Genomic DNA, 23437 nt, shown 5'->3' with positions numbered 1-23437 from the left:
ATCGCCAAAGCTGCCTCACAGCCTAGTAACGATTGGCACCGCTTCAAATGCCGGGTTGTAACCGTGCGTGCCCCAGCCAATACAGCCCTCACCCACAATTGATCGTTCGTTAATCGAACACTTCCCCTGCGCAGGAGCCCACGCCAATTGACCAAATTAACTATTCAGTACATTTTATTCCCATCCATAAAAACAACACCGGAGACACTCCCATGCCACCTATCGTGCTGGTCCTCAACGGCCCCAACCTGAACCTGCTCGGCACCCGCGAACCGGCCACCTATGGCCACGAAACCCTGGCTGATGTCGCCGCGCTCTGTGGACGCAGCGCTGAACAGCTCGGGCTGAAACTGGAGTTTCGCCAGACCAACCACGAGGGCGAGCTGCTGGACTGGATCCACGGCGCCCGCGCCCGCTGTGCCGGGATTGTGATCAACCCGGCGGCCTGGACCCACACCAGCGTGGCCATCCGCGACGCCCTGGTGGCCAGTGAACTGCCAGTGATCGAAGTGCATCTGTCCAACGTGCATGCCCGCGACCCCTTTCGTCATCACTCCTTCGTCTCGCCCATCGCCAAGGCTGTGCTCGCCGGATTTGGCAGCCACGGCTACCACCTGGCCCTTGAGCATTTGGGGCGGGTGCTCAAATGAAACCATCCATCCTCGCCGGCCTGATCGGCGCCGGCATCCAGGCGTCCCGCACGCCGGCCCTGCATGAGCAGGAAGGCGATGCCCAAGGCTTGCGCTACCTGTATCGCCTGATCGACCTGGATCAGTTGCACCTGGACAGCAACGCCCTGCCCGAGCTGCTCAAGGCTGCCGAGCAGATGAACTTCACCGGGCTGAACATCACCTACCCGTGCAAGCAGGCGATCCTGCCGCTGCTCGATGAACTCTCGCCCGAAGCCCGGGGCATCGGCGCGGTCAACACCGTGGTCTGGCGCGAGGGCAAGCGTATCGGCCACAACACCGACTGCCTGGGTTTTGCCGAAGGGTTTCGCCGTGGCCTGCCGGATGCGGCGCGCCAGCGTGTGGTGCAGATGGGCGCCGGTGGCGCGGGCGCGGCGGTGGCCCATGCGCTGTTGGCCGAGGGGGTCGGCCAGTTGAGTGTGTTCGATGTGGATAACGACCGCGCCCAAAGCCTGGCCGCCAACCTCAACCAGCACTTCGGCCCAGACCGGGCGTACGCCGGCAGCAACCTGGATAGCGCGATGGCGGCAGCCGACGGCCTGGTCAACACCACGCCCATGGGCATGGCCAAACTGCCGGGCATGCCCGTGCCAGCGGGGTTGTTGCGTGCGGATTTGTGGGTCGCGGAAATCGTCTACTTCCCGCTGGAAACCGAGCTGCTACGCAGTGCGCGGGCCTTGGGCTGTCGCACGCTGGATGGGGGCAATATGGCGGTGTTCCAGGCGGTGAAGGCCTTTGAGTTATTCAGTGGGAAGCAGGCGGATGCACAAAGGATGCTGCAACACTTCCAGAGCATGAATACTTCACTGTAGAAGCCAGCTCCCACACAAACACACCCACATTGAATTCGGCGGTGGATCAGGCCTGTAGGTAACGCAGCACCGACTCGCAAATCATCGCCCGATGCCGCTGCTTGATTGCTTCATCCGACAATTCGATCTGAAAAATCTCACTGAAGGTATGGCGGTTGGACACCCGGTAAAAGCTGAACGAATTGATCAGCAAATGCACATCCAGCGGCTCCAGCCCCGCGCGGAACAGCCCCTGCTCCGCCCCCCGGCGCAAGGTCGCCCCGAGCGCCTCAAGGATATTGCTGTTCATCGCCTTGATCGCATCCGACTGCTTTACGTACTCAGCGTTGTGAATATTCTCGATGCTGACAATCCGCACAAAATCCACATTCTGGTCATGGTGGTCGAAGGTGAATTCCACCAGGCGCCGGATCGCTTCACGGGGTTCCAGCGCGGTGAGGTTCATCCGGGTTTCGGTGTTGCGGATATCCCCGTAGAGCTTTTCCAGGACCTCGACGTACAGTTGCTCCTTACTGCCGAAGTAGTAATAGATCATGCGCTTGGAGGTGTGGATGCGCTCGGCGATGGCATCCACCCGCGCCCCGGAAAGGCCCTGCTGCACGAACTCGACAATGGCCTCTTGCAGAATGTTCTCGCGGGTCTTTTCCGGGTTGTTCTTGCGGCTCTTGCGCGGCGCCAGGGGGGCGTTGGGCAGTTCGGAGGTCGGGGTCATGGTGCGCTCACGGCCATTGATGCAGGTGCCGATTATGGGCCGCCACGTCGTACGAAGGAAGCGCCAGCGCCCTACAACTTGGCCTGACGCAACGCCCCGCTGCGCGACTTGGCCATCGCGGCCAGGCGTACCGCCACATTGGCGGCGCCATAGCCCGCATAACCGTTTTTGCGCTGGATGATCTCGAAGAAAAACCGCCCCTCGAAGGGTTCGGTGTACACATGAAACAACTCACCGCCCTGGGCATCACGGTCGTACAACACGTTGTAGTACGCCAGCTCGCTGAGGAACTGATCGTCGAAATCAAAACGCGCCGCCAGGTCATCGTAGTAGTTGAGCGGGATATCCAGCAGTGGCACGCCCGCCTCTTTGGCCCGGCTGACCTCGGCAAAAATATCCGCACAATCGAAGGCTATGTGATGCACACCGGAGCCACGATAACTGGATAAGGCGTGGGAAATCGCCGTGTTGCGGTTCTCGGAAATATTCAGCGGCAGGCGGATCGAACTGCAGCGGCTGCGCAGCGCCCGGCTCTTGACCAGGCCGTAAGGGTCCGGCAGCACCACTTCATCGTCGGCCTCGAAATCCAGCAGGCTCTTGTAGAACAGCACCCAACTGTCAAGGCTGTCGGCCGGCAGCGCCATGGCCATATGGTCGATGCGCAGCAGGCCGCCGCCGCGGGTGCTGGCGGCCTGCAGGTTGAAATCGGTGTCGTAGAACCCGCCGGCATGCGGGTCCACCAGGTAGATCAGGCTGCCATCCGGCGCGCGCACCGCCGCCAGCTCCAGCTCGTTGGGCCCGACCAGGCCGCGATAAGGCTGGCCCTTGTAGGCCACCGCCCGCTCCAGGGCCTTGGCGCTGTCCTTGACGCGAATCGCCGTGGCGCACAACGACGGGCCATGGGCCTCGAAAAAATTGTGGGCAAAGGAGTACGGCTCGCAGTTGAGGATCAAGTTGATATCGCCCTGGCGCAGCAGGCTCACGCTCTTGGAACGGTGCTGCCCGGCCTTAACGAAGCCCAGGCGTTGCAGCCATTGGGTCAGCCGGGCGCCGAGGTTTTCATCCACCGCAAACTCGAGGAATTCGATGCCGTCGTACTCGCTGGCGGCCGGGGTCTCAAACAGGATATCCAGCGGCGTGGCCTGCTGCGCCAGGCGTTGGCGGGTCTTCTCTTCCAGGTACAGCAATGAGCGCAAACCATCCGCCGCGTTGGCCCGGGTGGGCGCAGCGCGAAAGCCATCGTTGAAAATCTCCAGGGACAGCGGCCCGGTGTAGCCACTCTGGATGATCGGCGCGAGAAAACCCGGCAGGTCGAACTCGCCCTGACCGGGGAAGCAGCGGAAATGCCGGCTCCACTCCAGCACATCCATGGCCAGCAGCGGCGCGTCGGCCATTTGCACGAAGAAGATCTTGTCGCCAGGGATCCGGGCGATCGCCGTCGGGTCGCCCTTGAGTGACAAGGTATGAAAACTGTCCAGCAACACCCCGAGGCTGGGATGATCGATCTCGCGTACCAGTTGCCAGACCTGTTGCCAGGTGTTGACGTGCCGGCCCCAGGCCAGGGCCTCGTAGCCAATGCGCAAGCCACGCCGGCCGGCGTGTTCGGCCAAAAGGCTCAAGTCATCACGCAGGATCGAATGTTCGCCCGTGGAGTCCGCCGAGGCATTGCTGCACACCAGCACCAGGTCGGTGCCCAGTTCCTGCATCAGGTCGAACTTGCGCTCGGCCCGTTCCAGGTTGCGCGCCAGGCGCTCGCGGCGGCACCCTTCAAAGTCGCGAAACGGCTGGAACAAGGTGATGGCAATGCCCAGGTCGGCACACATCTGCCGCACTTCGCGGGGGCTGCCGTCGTAATACAGCAAATCGTTCTCGAATATTTCCACCCCATCGAACCCGGCCGCCGCAATGGCTTCGAGCTTTTCCGGCAGGGTGCCGCTCAGGGAAACAGTGGCGATGGAACGCAGCATGGGGTGACTCCCGGCAATGAAAGCTGGTGTTGTTTGCGGCAAATTATTGGCCCCCGGCGATAAAGCGGCAATTTAAAATGTACCAACCGGTTAGTTTTATGGGCGATTATCGAACACAATGGCGATTGGCGAATTGACGATTTTTTAGCCGCTGCGCACCATCGAATGCGCATCCAGGGCCGCTTTTTCAAGGCGCAAACCTGTGATCAAGACCCAGAACACACCCTAACAATTTTAAAAAACGGGTACTTCTCATGCCTTCGCAAAACTCCGCCGTAGCCCCGCGCCCCGGCAACCCGCAAGCGGCCATTGGCGACAAGATTCGCGGCGCCCTCGCCGTTGGCAAAACCCGCTGGGGCATGCTGGCCCTGGTATTTTTTGCCACCACCCTGAACTACATCGACCGTGCCGCCCTGGGTGTGATGCAGCCGATCCTGGCCAAGGAGATGAGCTGGACGGCGATGGACTACGCCAACATCAACTTCTGGTTCCAGGTGGGTTATGCCATTGGTTTCGTGCTGCAAGGCCGGTTGATCGACCGGGTCGGCGTCAAGCGCGTGTTCTTCTGCGCAGTGCTGCTGTGGAGCATCGCCACCGGCGCCCACGGCCTGGCCACCTCGGCGCTGGGTTTTATGGTCTGCCGCTTTATCCTCGGCCTGACCGAAGCGGCCAACTACCCCGCTTGCGTCAAGACCACCCGCCTGTGGTTCCCCGCCGGCGAGCGGGCGGTGGCTACCGGGATCTTCAACGCCGGCACCAACGTCGGCGCCATGCTCACACCAATGCTGCTGCCACTGGTGCTGCATGTATGGGGCTGGCAGGCCGCCTTTTTGTGCATGGCGGCACTGGGTGGGATCTGGCTGGTGTTCTGGGGCCTGAAGTACTACAACCCCGAAGAGCATCCGAGCGTGAAGCAATCGGAACTGGATTACGTGCAACAGGAAGTCGAGCCGGAACAACCTCGCGTGCCGTTCAGCCGCATCCTACGCATGCGTGGCACCTGGGCCTTCGCCATTGCCTACGCCCTGACCGCGCCGGTGTTCTGGTTCTACCTGTACTGGCTGCCGCCGTTCCTCAACCAGCAATACAACCTGGGGATCAACGTGACGCAGATGGGTATCCCGCTGATCATCATTTACCTGACGGCCGACTTCGGCAGCGTGGGCGGTGGGGTTCTGTCCTCGTTCCTGATCGGGCGTGGCATGCCGCCGATCAAGGCGCGCTTGCTGTCGATGCTGCTGTTTGCCTGCTGCATCGTCGGCGTGATCATGGCCGCCGGCGCAAGCCAGCTGTGGGTCGCGGTGTTGGCCATCTCCCTGGCCATCGGCGCGCACCAGGCCTGGACCGCCAATATCTGGAGCCTGGTGATGGACTACACGCCCAAGCACATGATGAGCACAGTGTTTGGCTTTGGCGGGATGTGCGCGGCTATTGGCGGAATGTTCATGACCCAGATCGTCGGCCATATCCTGACCGTGACCCACAACAATTACACCGTGCTGTTCACCCTGATCCCGGCGATGTACTTCATCGCCCTGGCCTGGATGTACTTCATGGCACCGCGCAAGATCCCTACCGTCGCGACCTGATTCAACGCCGCCGCTGCTGCCAGGCTGCGGCCAGGCCGCTCAGGCAGATCACCCCGATCCCGACCACCGTGGTCAGGTCCGGGGTGTGATTGAACACCAGCCAGCCCAACAACCCCGCAAACACGATCTGGCAATAGCCGAACGGCGCCAGCAACGCCGGCGCGGCGAAGCGGAAGGCCTGGGTCAGCATCAAGTGCGCGGTCATCCCACAGGTGCCCAGGGCCAGCATCAACAGGCCATGGCCCAGGGTTGGCACCTGCCAGAAGAACGGCACCAACGCGCTCATCACCAGGGTGTTGCACAGGCCGGCGAAGAAGTTGCTGGTGGTCGGGCTGTCGTACTGGCTGAGGATGCGGGTCAGCAGTTGGTAGAAACAGAAGAACAACGCCGACACCAATGGCAACAACACCGCCGGGGTGAACAACTCACCGCCCGGATGCACGATGATGATCACCCCGACAAACCCACAGATCACCGCCAGCCACTGGCCCCGCGTCACATGCTCGCCCAGCAGCGGCACCGACAGGGCCGTCACCAGGATCGGCGCGAGGAAGTTCACCGCCGTGGCTTCCGCCAGCGGGATGTAATGCAGGGCGGCGGTGAAAAACAGGCTGGTGCCCAGCAGGCACAAGGCTCTGGCCACTTGCCATAACGGGCGCTTGCTGCGCAGCACGCGCAAGCCCGATTGCGGCAGGAAAATCCCCGCCATCAGCAGTGTATGCACCATGTAGCGGGCCCACACCACCATCACGATCGGATAGAACCCGGCCAGGTATTTGGACAAGGCGTCGTGGCTGGAAAACAGGAACGTGGCCAGCACAATCAGCACGATGCCCTTGAAGGGATGGTTGACGCCGGAAAGTGGGGTGCTGAGAGTCATTGAATTCTCGTGCGTGACAGGCTGAAATGACCGCCGCAAGCAGTGGCACTCAACGCGCTAATCTAGAGCGGGTGGTGCATCGGTCTCAAGAGCATAACCAAACAGCGGGCGATCAGCGCACTAATTCGCCCAAACCCAGTCCAACCCTGCACGCCAGCCTGCCATTGCAGGCTTTTTAACCAAGGCCAATCCCCGATGAAAAAAACCCTGCTGCTGCTTTCGACCCTCGCCCTGCTCAGTGCCTGCGATAAAGCCCCCCAGGCGCCCAAGCCGGCGCCGCCTTCGGTACAGGCGAGCCTGGTGCCAGAAACCCTGCCCACCGACAAATGGGTCGGCAAATGGATCGGCGTCGAAGGCCTGCACCTGACCGTCAGCAAGGACGACAGCATCGGGCGCGGGCATTACCTGCTGACCATGCAATACGGCCTGGATGCCGATGCGGCCGGCACCTTCAAGGGTCAGGCTGGCGAAGACGGCATCCTCTTCAACCGCCCGGACGGCCCACAGGTGCTGCGCGCCGGCAATGGTGCCGCCACCGGTTTGAAATGGCTGGCGGATAAAAAAGACTGCCTGGTGGTCAACACGGGCGAAGGGTATTGCCGCGAATAACGGCCATACTCAATCACGGCGCTAACAACACGATCATCAAGAGGATTGCCCCATGCTATGGAAAAAGGGTCGACGCAGCGACAACGTGGTCGACGCGCGCAATGACGGCGGCGGTGGCGGCGGCATGCGCTTTGGGGGTGGCAAGGGCCTGAGCCTGACCGCCATTGTGCTGATCGTCGGCATCGGCCTGCTGACCGGCCAGGACCCGATGCAGATCCTCGGGCAACTGAGCGGCCAGATGACCGAGCAGGCCCCTTCGCTCAGCCCGCAAACGCGCCAGGCGCCGCCGGCCAATGATGAGCAGGCGGATTTCGTGCGCGCGGTGCTGGGCGACACTGAAGACACCTGGGGCCAGGTATTCCAGGAAAACGGCCTGGCCTACAAGAACCCCAAGCTGATCCTGTTCCGTGGCCGGGTGAATTCCGCCTGTGGCGGCGCGACCTCGGCCAGCGGCCCGTTCTATTGCCCGGCCGACCAGCAGGTCTACCTGGACCTGGATTTCTTCCGGGAAATGTCCCAGCGCTTCCAGGCGGCCGGCGATTTTGCCCAGGCCTATGTGATCGCCCACGAAGTCGGCCATCACGTGCAAACCCTGCTGGGGATTTCGTCAAAAATCCAGGTGGCGCGCCAGCAAGGCCGGCAGATGCAAGGCGATGGTGGCCTGCTGGTCCGCCAGGAACTGCAAGCCGACTGCTTCGCCGGGGTCTGGGCCAACCGTGCGCAAAAGCGCCTGAACTGGCTGGAACCGGGCGACATCGAAGAAGCGCTGAACGCCGCCAACGCCATCGGCGATGACCGCTTGCAGCAACAGGGCCAGGGGCGTGTGGTCCCCGACTCGTTCACCCACGGCACCTCGCAACAGCGGGTTCGCTGGTTCAAGACCGGGTTTGCCCAGGGCCAGATCTCCCAATGCGACACGTTTACGGCCAAGAGCCTGTAAATGAATAAACGCTGCGGATGGCTGCTGGGCCTGATGATCACCAGCGCTACCGCCACCCAGGCCGCCGGGCAGGCGGTCAAGGTGGTCAGCCCCGAGCGCTTTTCCCTGCAAGCCGGCGACCTGAGCCTGGGCCTGAGCCAGGACTGGCGCCAGCCGCTGCCACAAATCACTCGCGCGTTGATTATCGTGCATGGCCGGCTGCGCAACGCCCAGACCTACCTCAACAGTGCCGAAGATGCAGCGGCCCACGCCGGGCAAGGTGCCAATACCCTGGTGATCGCGCCGCAGTTTCTCAACGAGGCCGATAGCCAGCGCCATCATCTGGGCGATAGCGTTTTACGCTGGCACGGCAATGGGTGGATGGCTGGCGAGGCGTCAATCGGCCATGACCAGATCAGCTCCTACGGGGCCCTGGACCAGATCATCCAGCACCTGGGCGACCGCACACTGTTCCCGGCCCTCAAGGCAATAGTGGTCGCCGGGCATTCCGGCGGCGGCCAGGTGGTGCAGCGCTTTGCCCTGACCGGCCATGCCCACCCGGCCCTGCAAACCGCCGGGATCAGCCTGCGCTATGTGATCGCCAACCCGTCGTCCTACGCCTACTTCAGCCCGCAACGCCCGGTGCCGTTTACCCCGGCCAGTTGCCCGGACTTCAATGCCTGGAAATACGGCCTGCAAAAGCTGCCGGCCTATGCCAATGGCCAAAGCCCCCAGCAACTGGAAAAAGCCTACGTCGCGCGCGATATCACCTACCTGCTGGGCCAGCAGGACACCGACCCCAACCACCCGGCCCTGGACAAGAGCTGCGCGGCCGAAACCCAGGGGGCTTATCGGCTGATTCGTGGGCACAACTATTTTGACTACCTCAAGCTGCGGCATCCGCAGTTGAGCCAAAGGTTGGTTGAAGTGCCTGGGGTTGGGCATGATGGCGACAAGATGTTTACCTCGCCGCAGGGGCAGGAAGCCTTGTTCCACTAACCGCCCTGGAAAAACCCAATCAAAAATGTGCTGCCAGGGCTAGATCATCTGGCGCAATGCCGCGCAGTCCTTGGCATGCCAGTCAGCCAGCCCGGGCCAGGGGTTTTCGAGCTGGTTGACCAACACCGTCCGCGTCCCCGCCGCCCGCCCGCAATCCAGGTCAAAGCGATAGTCACCCACCATCACCATCTCGGCCGGCGCCACATCCCAGGCCCGGGCCAGTTTCAACAGGCCTCCGGGGGCCGGCTTGGGCGGTGCATCGTCACGTCCCAACACATCCTCCACGGCAAAGCAGTCCGCCAGGCCGATGGCCTGCAAGGTGATGTGCGCCAACGCCTGCGCATTGCGCGTCAGGATCCCGAGGCGATAGCCCCGTGCCGCCAAGTCCCGAACCAGCTCCACCGCGCCCGTGGCCGCCACCGACCCCAGCGCCAGTTCACGCTCATGCTCCAGCAACCAGGCATGCTTGGCCGCCGCTTCAGCCGCGGGCAATGTCGCCAGGTGAGTGAGGATGTCGTCGGCAGGCGGAACATCCAGGGCCACGCGGATTGCCGCAAAGTCATGCACGGCCACGGTCAGGGTGCCGTCCATATCAAACACCCAGTGCTTAACGTCGGCCAGGCTCATGCCCAATCCTTGCGATGGCGGATCAAACCCTCCTGGGTCACCGAGGCCACCAGTTGGCCGGCGCGGTTGTACACGCTGCCACGGGAGAACCCACGGGAATTGCCGGACCATGGGCTGTCCATGGCGTACAACAACCAGTCATCGGCCCGCAGGTCGGCGTGGAACCACAAAGCATGGTCCAGGCTGGCCACTTGCATGTCCTTCTGCCACACGGTCTTGCCATGGGGCAGCAACGAGGTGGTCAGCAGGCCAAAGTCCGAGGCGTAGGCCAGCAGGTATTTATGCAAGGCCGGCAAGTCGGCCAGGGCGCCATCGGCGCGGAACCACACATACTTGACCGGATCGCCCGGCTGCGGGTTGTACGGGTCTTTCTCGGTCACCGGGCGCACTTCGATCGGCTTGGGGCACAGCAGTTTTTCGCGCATGGGTTCGGGGATCAGGTGCGCGCGCTGCCGGGTCAGCTCCAGCTCCGACGGCAGATTCTCCGGGCCTACCACCACCGGCATGGTGGTCTGGTGCTCGAAGCCTTCTTCGTCGTACTGGAACGAGGCACTGCAGGTGAAGATCGGGTTGCCCTTCTGGATCGCCGTCACCCGGCGCGTGCTGAAACTGCCGCCATCGCGTACCCGGTCCACTTGATAGACCACCGGCAGCCCGGCATCCCCCGGACGCAGGAAATAGCCGTGCAACGAATGCACATGCCGCGCCTCTTCAACGGTCTGGCTGGCCGCCGACAGCGATTGGCCCAAGACCTGGCCGCCGAACAGTTGGCGAAAGCCCAAGTCCTGGCTGCGACCACGGAAGAGGTTTTCTTCAATCGGTTCCAGGGTCAGCAAATCGACCAGATCTTCCAACACTTGGCTCATTCAAACTCTCCTCACACAGGGCAAAACCGCGCAGTCTTGGCTGCGGCGGGGAATCACATCGGGCGGCCTGCTTATCCGTGCAGCGTATCCAACCATTGGGCGCGGGTGATGCGGTACAACACATGATGGCGCAGCGGATCATCCGCCGCGAGCCTGGGGTGCTGAAAATCTGCCGCCAGATCGTAATGCATGCCGATGGCCTGCATGACTTTCTGCGACGCCAGGTTGGCCTCGGTGGTAAAGGCCACGATCTCCTCCAGCTGCAAACGATCAAACCCACCACGCAACGCGGTCCAGGCCGCCTCACTGGCAAAGCCCAGGCCCCAGTGCTCGCGGGCCAGACGCCAGCCGATCTCCACCGCCGGGGTGAAGTCGGCCTCAAAGCCGACATGCATCAACCCCGTGAGGCCGATAAACTCGCCGCTGTCCTTGCGTGCCAGGGCCCACAGGCCAAACCCGAACTCGGCAAAATGCCCGCGTATCCGCCCGATCAGGGCGGCGCTTTCCAGGCGGTCCAGGGGGGCCGGGAAATAGCGCATCACCTGCGGGTCGGCGCACATGCGGGCAAACGCCGGCAGATCGCTGTCGCGCCATTGGCGCAGCACCAGGCGCGCGCTTTCCAACTCCAGTATCGGCTCCATCGTTCCTCTCCCCGGCCATGTGCGTGAGTGTACAGCGCTGTTAAGATCCGTCGCTGGTTCCTGTCAGAAATTGCCATGCCTTTGCCACTGATCTACCACGACGACTACAGCCCCGAGTTCCCGGCGGATCATCGCTTCCCCATGGACAAGTTCCGGCTGCTGCGCGATCACCTGGTCGACAGCGGCCTGGCCCAGGACAGCCAACTGCTGCGTCCCCAGTTGTGCCCGGCCGACGTCCTCGCCCTGGCCCATGACCCTGGCTATATCGAACGCTATATGAGCGGCGACTTGTCCCGCGAAGACCAACGGCGCCTCGGCCTGCCCTGGAGCGAAGCCCTGGCCCGGCGTACGGTGCGGGCGGTCGGCGGTTCGTTACTGGCGGCCGAACAGGCCCTGGAACACGGCCTGGCCTGCCACCTGGCCGGTGGCACCCACCACGCCCATTACGATTACCCGGCGGGCTTTTGCATCTTCAATGACCTGGCGGTGATCAGCCACTTCCTGCTGGCCAGCGGGCGGGTCAACCGGGTGCTGATCTTCGACTGTGATGTGCATCAGGGCGATGGCACCGCACGCATCCTCCACGACACCCCCGATGCCATTACCGTGTCCCTGCACTGCGAAAAAAACTTCCCCGCACGCAAGGCCACCAGCGACTGGGATATCCCGCTGCCCATGGGCATGGGGGATGCCGATTACCTCAAGGTGGTGGACGATGCCCTCAACTACCTGCTGCCGTTGTACCAGCCTGACCTGGTGCTGTATGACGCCGGCGTCGATGTGCATAAGGATGACGCCCTCGGCTACCTCAAGCTGACAGACGAAGGCGTCGCCGCCCGTGACGAAAGCGTGATGCGCCACTGCCTGGGCCGCGACATCCCAGTGATGGGGGTGATTGGTGGCGGCTACAGCAAGGACCGCCCTGCCCTGGCCCGCCGCCATGGCATCCTGCACCACAGTGCGCAGCGGGTGTGGACGTCATCAGGTTGTCATTGAAGTATGAGCGCGTTACCCACAATGCCTGTGGAACGGCCTGTGGATAACTTGAGCGTAAACGCCTGTAAGGCAGGAACCGTATAGCATGTAGGAAGATGTACGTTTTTTGATCAGGCAGTTTCGCGGTCCTCGGGTAGAATGCTCGGCCTACTTCGCCGAACCGCAGCCACCGCCATGCCGCAAATCCCAGCCCAGCCTTATCACATCACGATCATCGGCGGCGGCCCCGCCGGGCTGATGGCCGCCGAAGTCCTGAGCCAGGCCGGGGTCCGGGTGGACCTGTATGACGGCATGCCCTCGGTGGGGCGCAAGTTCCTGCTGGCGGGCGTGGGTGGCATGAATATCACCCACTCCGAAGCCTACCCGGCGTTCCTCGCCCGCTATGCCGAACGCGCGCCAGATATCGCCCCGCTGCTGCGCCAGTTTGGTGCCGAGGCGTTGTGCGAATGGATTCATGGCCTGGGTATCGAAACCTTTGTCGGCAGCTCCGGCCGGGTGTTTCCGACCGATATGAAAGCCGCACCGCTGCTGCGGGCCTGGCTCAAGCGCCTGCGCGACCAAGGGGTGGTTATCCACACCCGGCATCGCTGGCTGGGCTGGCATGCCGACGGCGGCTTAATTATCCACAGCCCCGATGGCGAGAAAACGGTCCACAGCGATGCCGTGCTCCTGGCCCTCGGTGGCGGCAGCTGGTCGCGACTGGGGTCCGACGGCGCCTGGCTGAAGTTGCTGGAAGACCAAGGCGTACCCTGCGCCCCGCTGCAACCGAGCAATTGTGGCTTCGAGGTGTCAGCCTGGAGCGAATTGATGGTGAGCAAATTCGCCGGCGCGCCACTGAAAAATGTCGCGATAGCCCTGGCGGATGACAAGCCTCGCCTGGGCGAATGCGTCATCACCGCGACGGGTATCGAAGGCAGCCTGATTTACGCGCTGTCGGCGCCGCTTCGCGAAGCCATCAACCGCGAAGGCTCTGCCACCGTGCACATCGACCTGCTGCCGGGCAAGCCGCTGGACAAGGTGCAGGCGGCGCTGGCCAAGCCCCGTGGCTCACGCTCGATGAGCAAGCATTTGCACAGCCAGTTGGGCCTGGATGGGGTAAAGGCCGCGCTGTTGCGCGAGTTGGCGCCCGCCGAACACTTCAACGACCCGCAGCAATTGGCCGGCGATATCAAGGCTCTGCCGTTGACCCTGGTGAAAACCCGGCCAATGGACGAAGCCATCAGCACCGCAGGCGGCGTGCCGTTTGAAGCTTTGGATGAGCGTTTGATGCTCAAGCAATTGCCGGGGGTGTTTTGTGCCGGCGAGATGCTGGACTGGGAGGCGCCGACGGGCGGATATCTGCTGACGGGGTGTTTTGCCAGCGGGCGGGCGGCGGGGTGGGGCATGCTGGAGTGGCTCCAGCGCCGATAGTTGCGGTGAGTTCCAGTCCGCCATCGCAGGCAAGCCAGCTCCCACATTTGAACGTATTCACAGATCAAAATGTAGGAGCTGGCTTGCCTGCGATGAGGCCCTGACAGGCACCAAAGAAGTTACTTCTTCTTACGCGGCCCGGTATTAAACACAGGCACCTTGCGCACCGGCTTGATCGATGGCTCCGCCGCCACTTCCCCGCTTTCCACCCATTTGCCCAGGTTACGCTTACCGCCCCCGCCAGACGTCTTAGGCTTCTTCGGTTTTTTCGGCTTCTTCACCACTTGCCCGCTGGCATCGGTGTCCGGCACCCGGTGCTCGGGTTCAAAGTCCTGCTCCATATGGCGAGCCAAGGTCTGGCGGGTCAGCATTTCGATAGCCGAAAGCATGTTCACTTCATCGGCACACACCAGGGAAATCGCCTCACCGGTATTGCCGGCCCGGCCGGTGCGGCCGATGCGGTGGATGTAATCCTCGGCGACAATCGGCAGGTCAAAGTTGACCACCATCGGCAAGTCCTCGATATCCAGGCCACGGGCCGCCACATCGGTGGCCACCAGGATCTGCACATCACTGGCCTTGAAACGGTCCAGGGCCCGTTGGCGCGTGGCTTGTGGCTTGTCGCCGTGGATGCCGTCGGCATTGATCCCCAGGCCTTGTAGCTTATCGACCAATGCATCCACGCCATTGCGGGTCTTGGCGAATACCAGCACCTGCTTCCACTTGCCCTTGCGCATCAAGTGCACAAACAGTTCGGCCTTGCGCTTCTTGTCCACCGGCACCACCCACTGCTTGACAGTGTTGGCGGCGACGTTGCGCGGGCTGACTTCAATGCTCAAAGGGTCATTGAGCATCTGCCCGGCCAGCAGGCGGATGTCATCGGAGAAGGTCGCGGAAAACAGCAGGGTCTGGCGCTTTTTCGGCAGCATGCGGTAAATGTTCGCCAGCTCTTCCGAGAAGCCCAGGTCGAGCATGCGGTCGGCTTCATCCAGCACCAGGGTTTGCAGCTGATTGAGTTTCAGCGCGTTCTGGCGGAACAGGTCGATCAGGCGGCCAGGGGTGGCCACCAGCACATCGACCCCCTTGCGCAGCTTCATCATTTGCGGGTTGATGCTGACGCCGCCGTACACCGCGTAGGTCGTCAGCGGCAGGTGTTCGGCGTACTGGGCGACGCTGGCGTGAACCTGCTCGGCCAACTCGCGGGTGGGGCACAGGATCAGCGAGCGCACCGAGTTGGCGCTGACTTTCGGCCCTTCCAGGGTCAGCAATTGCAGGAGCGGCACGGCGAAACCGGCGGTCTTGCCGGTGCCGGTCTGGGCCGCGGCCATCAGGTCGCGGCCGGCCAGCACGGCCGGGATGGCTTGCGCCTGCACCGGCGTCGGGGTCTGGTAGCCAAGCGTCTCAAGGGCGCGCAGCAAGGGTTCGATCAGGCCAAGTGTGGCGAAAGTCATGTGTTTACCGTAGGAAAAATTCAGCGCAAGGGCGTAATGCGCGGCAGTTTACCTTATTTCCGGCTTCGGCTTGCGCCACTGGGGCAGGCTGATCAACAGCACCGCGCTGATAATCACCAGCATCGCCAGGGCTTCCTCCAGGCCGATGGTCTCACCCACGAACACAATCCCCAGCAACACCGCCACCGCCGGGTTGACGTAGGCATAACTGGTGGCCGCCGCCGGACGCACGTGCTTGAGCAGGTACATATAAGCGTTGAAGGCGATGATCGAGCCAAACACGGTCAGGTAGGCCAGGGCCAGCCAGCCTTCCACCGGGGGCATGGCTTCCAGGTGTTCGCCCTTGAGCGCACTGCCGATCAACAACACCACCCCGGCGACCAGCATTTCAGCGGCGCTGGCCATGGCGCCCTGGGGCAACGGCAAGTGCCGGCTCCAGACCGAACCAAACGCCCAGGAGGCAGCAGCGAACAACAGCAACCCTGCGCCCAGCGGGCTCGACTGCAGGTTGGAGCCCATATTGAGCATGGCAATGCCGATCATCCCCAGAATCACCCCGGCCCATTCCAGACGGGTATTACGCGCGCCCCAGAAATAGCCACAGAGCAAGGTAAACAGCGGCACCGTCGCCACGGCCAGCGCTGCAACCCCGGAAGTAACGCCGGTGTGTTCAGCCACACTCACCGCGCCATTGCCGAAGGTCAGCAGCAAGATGCCGATCATGCCCGCGGCTTTCCACTGCGCCCAGGTCGGCGCTGGCACCCCGCGCCAACGCAGGTAGCCATACATCAGTGCCCCCGCCACACAGAAGCGAATGCCCGCCAACAGCAACGGCGGCCAGTACTCCACGCCAATGCGGATCACCAGGTAGGTAGACCCCCAGATCACATACAGTGCAAAAAAAGCGGCGATCAACGGTAAGGGAAAACGGCGTGGGCCAGGCATGGGCAGCTCTGCGGCAAGACAAGGGATGGCTATTTTAGAAATCCACACCAATAAACATAAGTTACAAAACCTGTTTAAAGTGCCCATACACTTTTCAAATCATGGTTATCAGGGCTATAAGCCTTGTATTCAAAAGCCCCTCACTGCCAGAGCCTTATTCATGGACAAATACGACCGCATGCTCCTCAGCGCCCTGCTGGAGGATGGCCGCGCCACCTACGCGCAACTGGCCCGCACCGTAAACCTCTCCGCCCCCGCCGTGGCCGAACGCGTGGCCAAGCTGGAAGCCAGCGGCGTGATCACCGGCTACCAGGCCAAGGTCGACCTGTCCAAGATCGGCTTGCCGATCCAGTGCACGATCGAACTGCGCTTGACCAACAACGGCAGCCAGAAAGTGTACGACGCGCTGGCAGAAATCCCCGAGCTGACCGAGTGCCACCGGGTCACCGGCGACCCGTGCGTGATCATGCAGGCGGCGGTGGGCTCGATGCCGGAGCTGGAAAACCTGATCAACCGCGTGGCGAAATTCGGCTTCAGCAAGACCTCGATCATCTTGTCGAGCGCCATAGAACGACGGGTGCCATTGGGGCATCTGGAAAGGAAGAATGGCGGCGCCTGAGCGGGCGCCATCGCGGGCAAGCCCGGCTCCCACAGTTTGGTCTTGGTTGTTCTCAGGATCGAGATCAGAACCCGCGATGCTTCTTCAGGTGATCCGTGATCTTCGCCGCCGGCACTTTCTGCAAGCTGCACAGCAGATCGTGGGACAGTTCGCGCAAGCCGTGGGCACGGCGCAGTTCCTCGGCCAGGTGGGCGGTGAGGTTGGCCGCCATTTCGGCGTCGGCCATTGCCCGGTGAGCCTTGCCGGTGTGGGGCAACTGGGCGTAGGCGGTCAGGGTGCCAAGCTTGTGGTTCGGTGCAGCGGGCATCAGCCGGCGGGCCAGGAGTAGCGAGCAGGCGAATTTTTGCAGGCGGGTGCGGCGGATCAGGCCCAGTTCAAAGTCCCAGAACTTCTGGTCGAACGCGGCGTTGTGCGCCAGCAGCGGTGTGGTGCCGACAAATTCATTGACCTCGTTCATCACCCGCTCGGCCGGCGGTGCGCTGCGCAGCATGGCGTTGCTGATGCCGGTCAGTTGCTCGATAAACCCTGGCACGCGTACGCCGGCGTTCATCAGGCTCTGGTAGCGGTCCACGATCTGGCCCTGCTCCAGGATGACCACGGCGATTTCCGTGGCCCGGCAACTGCTGCTCGGCGAGATGCCGGTGGTTTCAAAGTCGATGACCGCTATCCGTTCCAAACCTGTTCCAACCCCATCTGAAAATCTATTTGAGCAACAACGCGCCTTCGATAGGCACGTAGCGGCTGGCCGCGCGGATCAACGAGTTGGCCGTCAGCCCCGGCACGCCGTAGGCCACGGCTTCGACGCCATGTTTATGGATGATGCGGTCGAGCAACATATCGAAATCGCCATCCCCCGAGGCCAGCACCACTTCGTCGACCTGGGCGGCGGCGTCCATGATGTCGATGGTGATGCCCACGTCCCAGTCGCCCTTGGCCGAGCCATCGCTGCGCTGGATGTACGGCTTGAGCTTCACGGTAAAGCCCAGGTTGCGCAGGATCTGCTGGAATTGCTGCTGCTTGCTGTCGCCACGGTCGATGGCATAGGCATACGCCTCGACGATCTGCCCGCGCTGGCTGATATCGGCCCACAGGGCGGCATAGTTGAAGTGGCAGCCATAGGCCTGGCGTACGGTGTAGTAGAGGTTCTGGACATCGGCGAACACTGCAATTTTTTTCACCGCATATCCTCATGGCACCGGGGACGTGATGGCCCGCAAAGGTCGTCAGTATGCCAGCCAAGAGGCGCTTTCCGAGAAAAATCAGACCGGGACGACAATGCGCCCCGGTTCAGTGTGTGTCAGACGAAAGAATCGTCGTCGCCAAGGAAGGAGGAATCGTCGGTATAACCACTGTCGGCGTAGGTGTCCGCGCTGTCGTTGCCCCAGCCACTGTTGTCACTGGCCGGCGCCGGTTCTTCACGGACAATCTCTTCCACCACTTGCGGCTGCTGGTTATGGCTGAACAGGCTGCTGATGCCTTGGGCCAGCATCACACCACCAGCCACGCCGGCTGCGGTTTTCAGGGCGCCGCCGAGAAAGCCGCCGCCCATGGGCGCTGCCTGCTGGGGTTGCTGATAGTTCTGTTGCGGCGCCGGCGCGCTGTTGAAGCCCGGCCGGGTCGGTTCGCGCCAACCGCCCGCGTTCGATGCCGGCGCGCTGGGCGCAGGCTGCGGCTCGCGGGAGCTGCCACCAAAGATGCTCGACAGGAACCCACCGCCGCCCGCCGCCGGCTGCGCGGTCCTGGCCCGTTGCAGTTCATCCTGCAATTGCTGGATCTGTTGCGCCTGCTGCTGGTTCTGCGCATCCAGGCTCTTGATCGCGGCTTCCTGCACCAGAATCGCCTGGGTCATGAAATACCCGGCGGCCGGTTGGCGAGTGATGTGCTCCTTGATCCGCGCTTCTGCCTGGGCGTCGCGGGGGGCTGAGTCCGTTTCGGCTTGCTGCAACCGTGAAAACAGTCCATCGATCAGGGTTTGCTCTTCGCTGTTCATGGCGACCTCGTTAGATTGCCGGTAAAAATCCGCGTCCCGCCCGCAATGGGCAAGGTACGTCACCAGTAATGGGGCTGGGCCGTGACGTTTCAATGATCTTTACCCAAGGTTTACGTTTGTCGGTGATCGGTTAAAGTGTCCGCTGCTTTTTCCGCCTGTGATGACCTTGATGAATCCGTTGACTGTTCTGCGCGACTCTTTCTACTTTTTCCAGCGCAACCTGGGCGCCATCGTGCAGTTGTGCCTGCCCTTGGTGATCCTGGAGGCCGTGCTGCAACAAGTGCTCGATCACACCCTGGGCCCGGAGGCGTTTACCGGCTACAGCATGATCGTGGGCCTGCTGGTGTATCCGCTGTACACCGCCGCCCTGATCCTGTTCCTCGACGCCCGCAGCCGTGGCGAGTCGCCGCGCACCGCCGACGTGCTGGCCATGGCGCTGACCCTGTGGCCACGCTATGCGCTGCTGACCGCCATGAGCACCCTGTTGATCCTGCTGGGGTTGTCGCTGTATTTCCTGCCGGGGCTGTGGCTGATGGTCACCCTGGCCTTCGCCGAATACCTGCTGGTACTGCGTGGTATGACGGCGCTGGCGGCGATGAAGGAAAGTTTTCGCCTGACCCGAGGGCATTTCCTGCGCATCCTGGTCTGCCTGTTGTGCGTGATGACCCCGCTGTGGCTGCTCAAGGGCGCCAGCGTCGCGGCCTGGCCCGACCTGCAGAACCCGCTGCTGGCGGTGCTGATCGACAGCGCCCATAGCTTCTTGCAGCTGTTTACCAGCGTGGTGCTGTTCCGCCTGTTCATGCTGATCGCCGGCGATGCCGACGCCCGCTAACGTGGCCCTTGGGCTCCCGGCCGACGGTCGGGTATGCTCGGGGCCTGTCCTGCAGCGCCCTAAGGCGAGCCGATGACCCGTTTACTGCGTATAACCCTGGTGGGCCTGCTGATCCTCGCAGGTTTGCTGACCGCCCTGGTCTACAGCCTGACCTGGCGCCCCGACGACAAGCAGATCCTGCCCGTACACTGCGGCGTGCCGCGCGCGCCCACCCTGCTACCCGGCCAGGCGCTCAAGGTGATGACCTGGAACGTGCAATACCTGGCGGGCAAGAACTACGTGTTCTGGTACGACACCCCGGACGGCAGTGGCCCGGACGAACGGCCCACGGTGGAAGACATGGCCTCCAGCCTGGATGAAGTGGCGCGGGTGATCCGTGACGAACAACCGGACGTGCTGTTGCTGCAGGAACTGGACGAAGGCGCCAAGCCGTCCCATTACCAGGATCAACTGGCGCTGCTCCAGGAGCGGCTGGTGGACCTCTACCCGTGCAGCGTCCAGGCCTTCGACTGGAAAGCCGACTTTGTGCCCGACTGGCATATCTTCGGCAGCGTCGGCCGCAAGCTGGTGACCCTCAGCCGCTACCAGATCGAACATGCCGAACGCCTGCAACTGCCCGTAGCCTCGGCCAACCTGATCAGCCGACAGTTCCAGCCCAAGCCGGCGTTGCTGCTCAGTTACCTGCCATTGAGCGATGGCGGCCAACTGGCAGTGCTCAACACCCGCCTGGACAACGGCGCACCCGGCCACAGCGCGGTGCGCGAACAAGTGCAGGCGACCATCAAGCTGCTGGATAAATTCGAAAGCCGCGGCACGCCGTGGCTGATCGGCGGGGATTTCAACCTGCTGCCGCTCGGGCAATTCCTGCGCCTGGACGCCGGCAAGCGTGGGCAGTATTCGCCAGACAGCGAACTGCATCTGTTGTGGGACAAATACCCGATGGTGCCCAGCAACAGCCAGTCCAGCGGGATCGACCGGGCCCAGTGGCTGACCCACTTTCCCAACGACCCAAGCCTCAATGGGCCGGATCGCACGGTGGATTATCTGTTCTATAGCCCCAGGCTGAAGAAAGTCGAAGCGCGGGTGCGGCAGGACGATACATTGCGTATTTCCAACCACCTGCCGGTGATTGCGCGGTTCTTGCTGCCCGCTGCGCAATAACACCAGGCCCAATGTGAAATAGGGTTTGTGTGGGAGCTGGCGTCTCCGGGATTACTTGCGCGGTTTGATCCGCGCAGTCGCTTCTGCCACCAGTGGATCATCCGGCCAGTAATGCTTGGGATACCGCCCCTTCAGATCCTTCTTCACCTCGGCGTAGGTACTGCGCCAGAAGTTCGCCAGATCCTGGGTCACCTGCACCGGCCGCCGCGCGGGCGACAGCAGGTGCAACTTCACCACCTGCCGCCCACCGGCAATGCGCGGGGTATCGGCAAGGCCAAACAATTCCTGCAAGCGCACCGCAAGAATCGGCGGTTGCTCACTGTAGTCCAGGCGCACCGATGAGCCCGAGGGTACTTTCAAATGATGGGGCGCCAGTTCGTCCAGGCGCTGGGGCAGCGGCCAGGGCAACAGGTTATGCAGGAAGCTGGAGATATCCAGGTGGGCGAAATGGCTCAAGCGCGAGACCTTGCCCAGGTACGGCATCAGCCACTGCTCCAGGCTGGCGAGCAAGGCGCTGTCGCTGACGTCGGGCCATTGGCCGGGTTGGCCGGCGTCCAACTGGCGCAGCAGCATGACGCGGGCCTGCCACTGGCGCAGTTCCGGGGTCCAGGGCAGCAGTTCCAGGCCTTTGCGCCGCACCAGGTTGACCAGCGCCTGGCTGCGGGCAGATTCGTCGAGGCCGGTCAGCGCCTCGCGGCTGAGTACCAGTTCACCGACCTTGCGCTGGCGTTCGGCGCGCAACACGCCTTCGCGTTCGTCCCAATCCAAGTGGTCGAAACTGCGCACCTGTTCGGCCAACACCGAGTCGAACAGCGCCGGGTCGAAGTCGGCGGCCAGGTAGATCCGCTCTTCACGCTGGCCCTGACGGCTGCCCAGGTCGGCGATGACCAGCCACGGTTGCTTCATCAGGCTGTCGGCTTCGGCAAACAGCGCTGCACGCCCGTTGGCCAGGCGATATTCAGCGCCCCCGGCGCGACGCTGCTGGGCCACCCGGTCCGGGTAAGCCAGCGCCAGCAAGGCCCCCAGCCAGCGCGGATGCTCGGGATCGGCCACCGGTTGCGCAGCCTGCCCCCTTAGATAACCGCGATATTGCCGAGCCAGTTGCCTGGCCCGCTGTACGCCGCCTTGAGTGCCACGGGCGCGCTCTTCGCCAGACAACAACGCCAGGCGACTGTGCAAGTCCGCGCCCGCACCGCGCAAGATGTCGCGCTCACCCAGTAGCGCGGCGACATCACTCGCCATGTTCGCCAGCCCCAGGTCCTGCCCGCGCAACAACAAATGGGCGATGCGCGGGTGCGCCGGCAGGCTGGCCATTTTCTGCCCGTGGGCGGTCAGGTTCCCGTCCTTCAGCGCGCCCAAACGTTCGAGCAAGTCCTGGGCCTGGGCATAGGCGGCGGTGGGCGGTACATCGAGCCACACCAACTGCGTCGGCGTCACGCCCCAGCGCGCCAGTTGCAGGGCCAGGCCGGCCAGGTCCGCCGAGAGGATCTCTGCGCTGCCATAGGCCGCCAGCCCTTCATGCTGGTCCTCGGACCACAACCGATAGCACACGCCCGGCTCCAACCGCCCGGCCCGCCCCGCGCGTTGCGTGGCACTGGCGCGGGAGATGCGCTGGGTGTCGAGGCGGCTCATGCCGCTGCCGGGGTCGAAACGCGGGACCCGCGCCAGCCCGGCATCGATCACCACCCGCACGCCATTGATGGTCAGGCTGGTCTCGGCAATGTTGGTGGCCAGCACCACCTTGCGCTTGCCCGCCGGCGCCGGGTCGATGGCCGCCCGCTGGGCGGCCAGGTCAAGTTCGCCATGCAACGGGCACAGCAGCACATCGCCGCGCTCACCCAGGGCATCCGCCAACTGTTGATGGACCCGGCGAATCTCCGCCTGCCCCGGCAGGAACACCAGCACGCTGCCGGTTTCGTCGTGCAGGGCTTCGAGGATGGTCTGCAGCACCCGCGGCTCGATAAATTCACCGGGCTGGAACGGCCGGCCCCAACGCATCTGCACCGGGTACATGCGCCCTTCACTGCGCAGGATCGGCGCGTCGTCCAGCAGACCCGACAGGCGTTCGCCTTCAAGGGTGGCGGACATCAGGAGGATTTTCAGCGGCTGCTCGTCACGCAACAGCTCGCGGCCGTTGAGGCTCAGGGCCAGCGCCAGGTCGGCGTCGAGGCTGCGCTCGTGGAATTCGTCGAAGATCAGCAGGCCCACGCCCTCCAGCGCCGGGTCGTCCTGCAAACGGCGGGTGAGTATGCCTTCGGTGACCACTTCGATACGGGTGTCGGGGCCGACCTTGCTGTCCAGGCGGATGCGGTAGCCGACGGTTTCGCCGACCTTTTCCCCCAGCTCACTGGCCAGGCGTTCGGCGGCGGCGCGGGCGGCGAGCCGGCGCGGTTCAAGCATCAGGATGGTTTGCCCGGCCAGCCAGGTTTCCTGCAACAGCGCCAATGGCACCCGCGTGGTTTTACCGGCGCCGGGCGGTGCTTCGAGCACCGCTTCATGGCGCGTCGCCAAGGCTTCACGCAAGGCGGGTAAAACATCATCGATTGGCAACGAATTCATACTGGCTCCAAGGCAGAGCGGCGAGTATAACGGCGAACGACTGGATATCGGTGGCCTCTCAGGCGATGCCGTGTCCCGTTGGGAATGCGCTCTGATGTGGGAGCTGGCTTGCCTGCGATAGCGCTGGGTCAGTCAAATATCGGTTAACTGACCCGGCGCTATCG

23 protein-coding genes are annotated in these 23437 nt (G+C 63.1%); 11 read left to right on the top strand and 12 right to left on the bottom strand.

Annotated elements, in window-relative coordinates; genetic code table 11:
• The first annotated feature begins 212 nt into the window (after positions 1-212).
• Complete coding sequence (aroQ, locus tag AC07W7_RS19350; RefSeq protein ID WP_076964550.1) at positions 213-650, top strand: type II 3-dehydroquinate dehydratase; 438 nt, start codon at positions 213-215, stop codon at positions 648-650.
• Positions 647-1501 (top strand): shikimate dehydrogenase, encoded by an 855-nt coding sequence (locus AC07W7_RS19345; RefSeq protein WP_495039927.1) that lies wholly within the window; start codon positions 647-649, stop codon positions 1499-1501. Before aroQ ends, AC07W7_RS19345 begins: the two co-directional genes overlap by 4 nt.
• 46 nt (positions 1502-1547) lie before the next feature.
• Here the strand turns inward: AC07W7_RS19345 and AC07W7_RS19340 are convergent, their stop codons facing one another.
• Positions 1548-2213 (bottom strand): TetR/AcrR family transcriptional regulator, encoded by a 666-nt coding sequence (locus AC07W7_RS19340; protein ID WP_495039926.1) that lies wholly within the window; start codon positions 2211-2213, stop codon positions 1548-1550.
• A gap of 71 nt (positions 2214-2284) precedes the next feature.
• A complete protein-coding gene (gene quiC, locus AC07W7_RS19335; protein WP_495039925.1) occupies positions 2285-4180 on the bottom strand; it encodes a 3-dehydroshikimate dehydratase QuiC in 1896 nt (631 codons plus the stop codon).
• 254 nt (positions 4181-4434) lie between these two features.
• On the opposite strand from quiC, the gene AC07W7_RS19330 reads away from it, so the two are divergent.
• Complete coding sequence (locus AC07W7_RS19330) at positions 4435-5769, top strand: MFS transporter (RefSeq protein ID WP_076964546.1); 1335 nt, start codon at positions 4435-4437, stop codon at positions 5767-5769.
• A 1-nt stretch (position 5770) separates the two neighbouring features.
• Here AC07W7_RS19330 and AC07W7_RS19325 read toward each other — a convergent pair whose 3' ends face one another.
• On the bottom strand, positions 5771-6649 hold the full coding sequence (locus tag AC07W7_RS19325) for a DMT family transporter (RefSeq protein ID WP_076964545.1): 879 nt from the start codon (positions 6647-6649) through the stop codon (positions 5771-5773).
• Between the two features lie 195 nt (positions 6650-6844).
• Between AC07W7_RS19325 and AC07W7_RS19320 the strand changes: the two genes are divergently transcribed.
• Genes AC07W7_RS19320 through AC07W7_RS19310 form a run of 3 tightly spaced genes read left to right on the top strand, consistent with a single transcriptional unit; the run spans position 6845 to position 9176 of the window.
• Positions 6845-7258, top strand: coding sequence for a hypothetical protein (locus AC07W7_RS19320; RefSeq protein ID WP_076964544.1), 414 nt, complete (start codon positions 6845-6847; stop codon positions 7256-7258).
• Positions 7259-7310: 52 nt separating this feature from the next.
• On the top strand, positions 7311-8198 hold the full coding sequence (ypfJ, locus tag AC07W7_RS19315; protein WP_495039924.1) for a KPN_02809 family neutral zinc metallopeptidase: 888 nt from the start codon (positions 7311-7313) through the stop codon (positions 8196-8198).
• The gene (locus tag AC07W7_RS19310; RefSeq protein ID WP_495039923.1) at positions 8199-9176 is read left to right on the top strand and encodes an alpha/beta hydrolase; all 978 of its coding nucleotides are present in this window, start codon (positions 8199-8201) and stop codon (positions 9174-9176) included.
• Between the two features lie 39 nt (positions 9177-9215).
• Here the strand turns inward: AC07W7_RS19310 and AC07W7_RS19305 are convergent, their stop codons facing one another.
• From AC07W7_RS19305 to AC07W7_RS19295, 3 genes are all read right to left on the bottom strand, one after another.
• Complete coding sequence (locus AC07W7_RS19305) at positions 9216-9803, bottom strand: HAD family hydrolase (RefSeq protein WP_076964541.1); 588 nt, start codon at positions 9801-9803, stop codon at positions 9216-9218.
• Positions 9800-10669 (bottom strand): acyl-CoA thioesterase II, encoded by an 870-nt coding sequence (tesB, locus tag AC07W7_RS19300; protein ID WP_076964540.1) that lies wholly within the window; start codon positions 10667-10669, stop codon positions 9800-9802. The genes AC07W7_RS19305 and tesB overlap by 4 nt, the downstream gene beginning before the upstream one ends.
• Positions 10670-10740: 71 nt before the next feature.
• The gene (locus AC07W7_RS19295) at positions 10741-11310 is read right to left on the bottom strand and encodes a GNAT family N-acetyltransferase (protein ID WP_495039922.1); all 570 of its coding nucleotides are present in this window, start codon (positions 11308-11310) and stop codon (positions 10741-10743) included.
• A 75-nt stretch (positions 11311-11385) separates the two neighbouring features.
• Between AC07W7_RS19295 and AC07W7_RS19290 the strand changes: the two genes are divergently transcribed.
• On the top strand, positions 11386-12306 hold the full coding sequence (locus AC07W7_RS19290) for a histone deacetylase family protein (protein WP_076964538.1): 921 nt from the start codon (positions 11386-11388) through the stop codon (positions 12304-12306).
• 174 nt (positions 12307-12480) lie between these two features.
• Entirely contained in the window at positions 12481-13716 is a 1236-nt protein-coding gene (locus tag AC07W7_RS19285) for a TIGR03862 family flavoprotein (protein ID WP_495039921.1), read from the top strand.
• Between the two features lie 119 nt (positions 13717-13835).
• On the opposite strand, the gene rhlE1 is transcribed toward AC07W7_RS19285, so the two are convergent.
• Together rhlE1 and yedA are read right to left on the bottom strand one after the other, a co-directional pair.
• The gene (rhlE1, locus tag AC07W7_RS19280; RefSeq protein WP_099168360.1) at positions 13836-15167 is read right to left on the bottom strand and encodes an RNA helicase RhlE1; all 1332 of its coding nucleotides are present in this window, start codon (positions 15165-15167) and stop codon (positions 13836-13838) included.
• 48 nt (positions 15168-15215) lie between these two features.
• Positions 15216-16112 carry a drug/metabolite exporter YedA gene (gene yedA / locus AC07W7_RS19275; RefSeq protein WP_076964532.1) on the bottom strand — a complete coding sequence of 299 codons (897 nt, stop codon included), beginning with the start codon at positions 16110-16112 and terminating at the stop codon, positions 15216-15218.
• Positions 16113-16272: 160 nt separating this feature from the next.
• Between yedA and AC07W7_RS19270 the strand changes: the two genes are divergently transcribed.
• Entirely contained in the window at positions 16273-16731 is a 459-nt protein-coding gene (locus tag AC07W7_RS19270; protein WP_099168359.1) for an Lrp/AsnC family transcriptional regulator, read from the top strand.
• Positions 16732-16795: 64 nt separating this feature from the next.
• On the opposite strand, the gene AC07W7_RS19265 is transcribed toward AC07W7_RS19270, so the two are convergent.
• From AC07W7_RS19265 to AC07W7_RS19255, 3 genes are all read right to left on the bottom strand, one after another.
• On the bottom strand, positions 16796-17407 hold the full coding sequence (locus AC07W7_RS19265) for a 3'-5' exonuclease (RefSeq protein WP_495039920.1): 612 nt from the start codon (positions 17405-17407) through the stop codon (positions 16796-16798).
• A gap of 25 nt (positions 17408-17432) precedes the next feature.
• Positions 17433-17909 carry a LabA-like NYN domain-containing protein gene (locus AC07W7_RS19260; protein ID WP_076964529.1) on the bottom strand — a complete coding sequence of 159 codons (477 nt, stop codon included), beginning with the start codon at positions 17907-17909 and terminating at the stop codon, positions 17433-17435.
• Positions 17910-18028: 119 nt separating this feature from the next.
• On the bottom strand, positions 18029-18721 hold the full coding sequence (locus tag AC07W7_RS19255; RefSeq protein WP_169866285.1) for a DUF2076 domain-containing protein: 693 nt from the start codon (positions 18719-18721) through the stop codon (positions 18029-18031).
• Positions 18722-18890: 169 nt separating this feature from the next.
• Here AC07W7_RS19255 and AC07W7_RS19250 point away from each other — a divergent pair, with 169 nt between their 5' ends.
• Both AC07W7_RS19250 and AC07W7_RS19245 read left to right on the top strand, forming a co-directional pair.
• Entirely contained in the window at positions 18891-19553 is a 663-nt protein-coding gene (locus tag AC07W7_RS19250) for a YciC family protein (RefSeq protein WP_076964559.1), read from the top strand.
• Between the two features lie 72 nt (positions 19554-19625).
• Positions 19626-20714: an endonuclease/exonuclease/phosphatase family protein gene (locus tag AC07W7_RS19245; RefSeq protein ID WP_099168357.1), complete on the top strand. Its 1089-nt coding sequence runs from the start codon at positions 19626-19628 to the stop codon at positions 20712-20714.
• Between the two features lie 51 nt (positions 20715-20765).
• Here the strand turns inward: AC07W7_RS19245 and hrpB are convergent, their stop codons facing one another.
• A complete protein-coding gene (gene hrpB / locus AC07W7_RS19240; RefSeq protein ID WP_495039919.1) occupies positions 20766-23273 on the bottom strand; it encodes an ATP-dependent helicase HrpB in 2508 nt (835 codons plus the stop codon).
• Positions 23274-23437: the final 164 nt, after the last annotated feature.

This window comes from Pseudomonas sp. GW821-FHT01D09, assembly GCF_059422465.1.
This window is presented reverse-complemented; position numbering and strand designations above follow the sequence as displayed.

Coding starts and splice junctions, on each gene's coding strand:
- AC07W7_RS19250 (WP_076964559.1), top strand. CDS start 18,891: ATGAATCCGTTGACTGTTCTGCGCGACTCTTTCTACTTTTTCCAGCGC.
- AC07W7_RS19255 (WP_169866285.1), bottom strand. CDS start 18,721: ATGAACAGCGAAGAGCAAACCCTGATCGATGGACTGTTTTCACGGTTG.
- AC07W7_RS19310 (WP_495039923.1), top strand. CDS start 8,199: ATGAATAAACGCTGCGGATGGCTGCTGGGCCTGATGATCACCAGCGCT.
- AC07W7_RS19245 (WP_099168357.1), top strand. CDS start 19,626: ATGACCCGTTTACTGCGTATAACCCTGGTGGGCCTGCTGATCCTCGCA.
- AC07W7_RS19270 (WP_099168359.1), top strand. CDS start 16,273: ATGGACAAATACGACCGCATGCTCCTCAGCGCCCTGCTGGAGGATGGC.
- yedA (WP_076964532.1), bottom strand. CDS start 16,112: ATGCCTGGCCCACGCCGTTTTCCCTTACCGTTGATCGCCGCTTTTTTT.
- hrpB (WP_495039919.1), bottom strand. CDS start 23,273: ATGAATTCGTTGCCAATCGATGATGTTTTACCCGCCTTGCGTGAAGCC.
- AC07W7_RS19290 (WP_076964538.1), top strand. CDS start 11,386: ATGCCTTTGCCACTGATCTACCACGACGACTACAGCCCCGAGTTCCCG.
- AC07W7_RS19330 (WP_076964546.1), top strand. CDS start 4,435: ATGCCTTCGCAAAACTCCGCCGTAGCCCCGCGCCCCGGCAACCCGCAA.
- AC07W7_RS19320 (WP_076964544.1), top strand. CDS start 6,845: ATGAAAAAAACCCTGCTGCTGCTTTCGACCCTCGCCCTGCTCAGTGCC.
- ypfJ (WP_495039924.1), top strand. CDS start 7,311: ATGCTATGGAAAAAGGGTCGACGCAGCGACAACGTGGTCGACGCGCGC.
- tesB (WP_076964540.1), bottom strand. CDS start 10,669: ATGAGCCAAGTGTTGGAAGATCTGGTCGATTTGCTGACCCTGGAACCG.
- AC07W7_RS19345 (WP_495039927.1), top strand. CDS start 647: ATGAAACCATCCATCCTCGCCGGCCTGATCGGCGCCGGCATCCAGGCG.
- AC07W7_RS19325 (WP_076964545.1), bottom strand. CDS start 6,649: ATGACTCTCAGCACCCCACTTTCCGGCGTCAACCATCCCTTCAAGGGC.
- quiC (WP_495039925.1), bottom strand. CDS start 4,180: ATGCTGCGTTCCATCGCCACTGTTTCCCTGAGCGGCACCCTGCCGGAA.
- AC07W7_RS19285 (WP_495039921.1), top strand. CDS start 12,481: ATGCCGCAAATCCCAGCCCAGCCTTATCACATCACGATCATCGGCGGC.
- AC07W7_RS19340 (WP_495039926.1), bottom strand. CDS start 2,213: ATGACCCCGACCTCCGAACTGCCCAACGCCCCCCTGGCGCCGCGCAAG.
- AC07W7_RS19305 (WP_076964541.1), bottom strand. CDS start 9,803: ATGAGCCTGGCCGACGTTAAGCACTGGGTGTTTGATATGGACGGCACC.
- aroQ (WP_076964550.1), top strand. CDS start 213: ATGCCACCTATCGTGCTGGTCCTCAACGGCCCCAACCTGAACCTGCTC.
- rhlE1 (WP_099168360.1), bottom strand. CDS start 15,167: ATGACTTTCGCCACACTTGGCCTGATCGAACCCTTGCTGCGCGCCCTT.
- AC07W7_RS19295 (WP_495039922.1), bottom strand. CDS start 11,310: ATGGAGCCGATACTGGAGTTGGAAAGCGCGCGCCTGGTGCTGCGCCAA.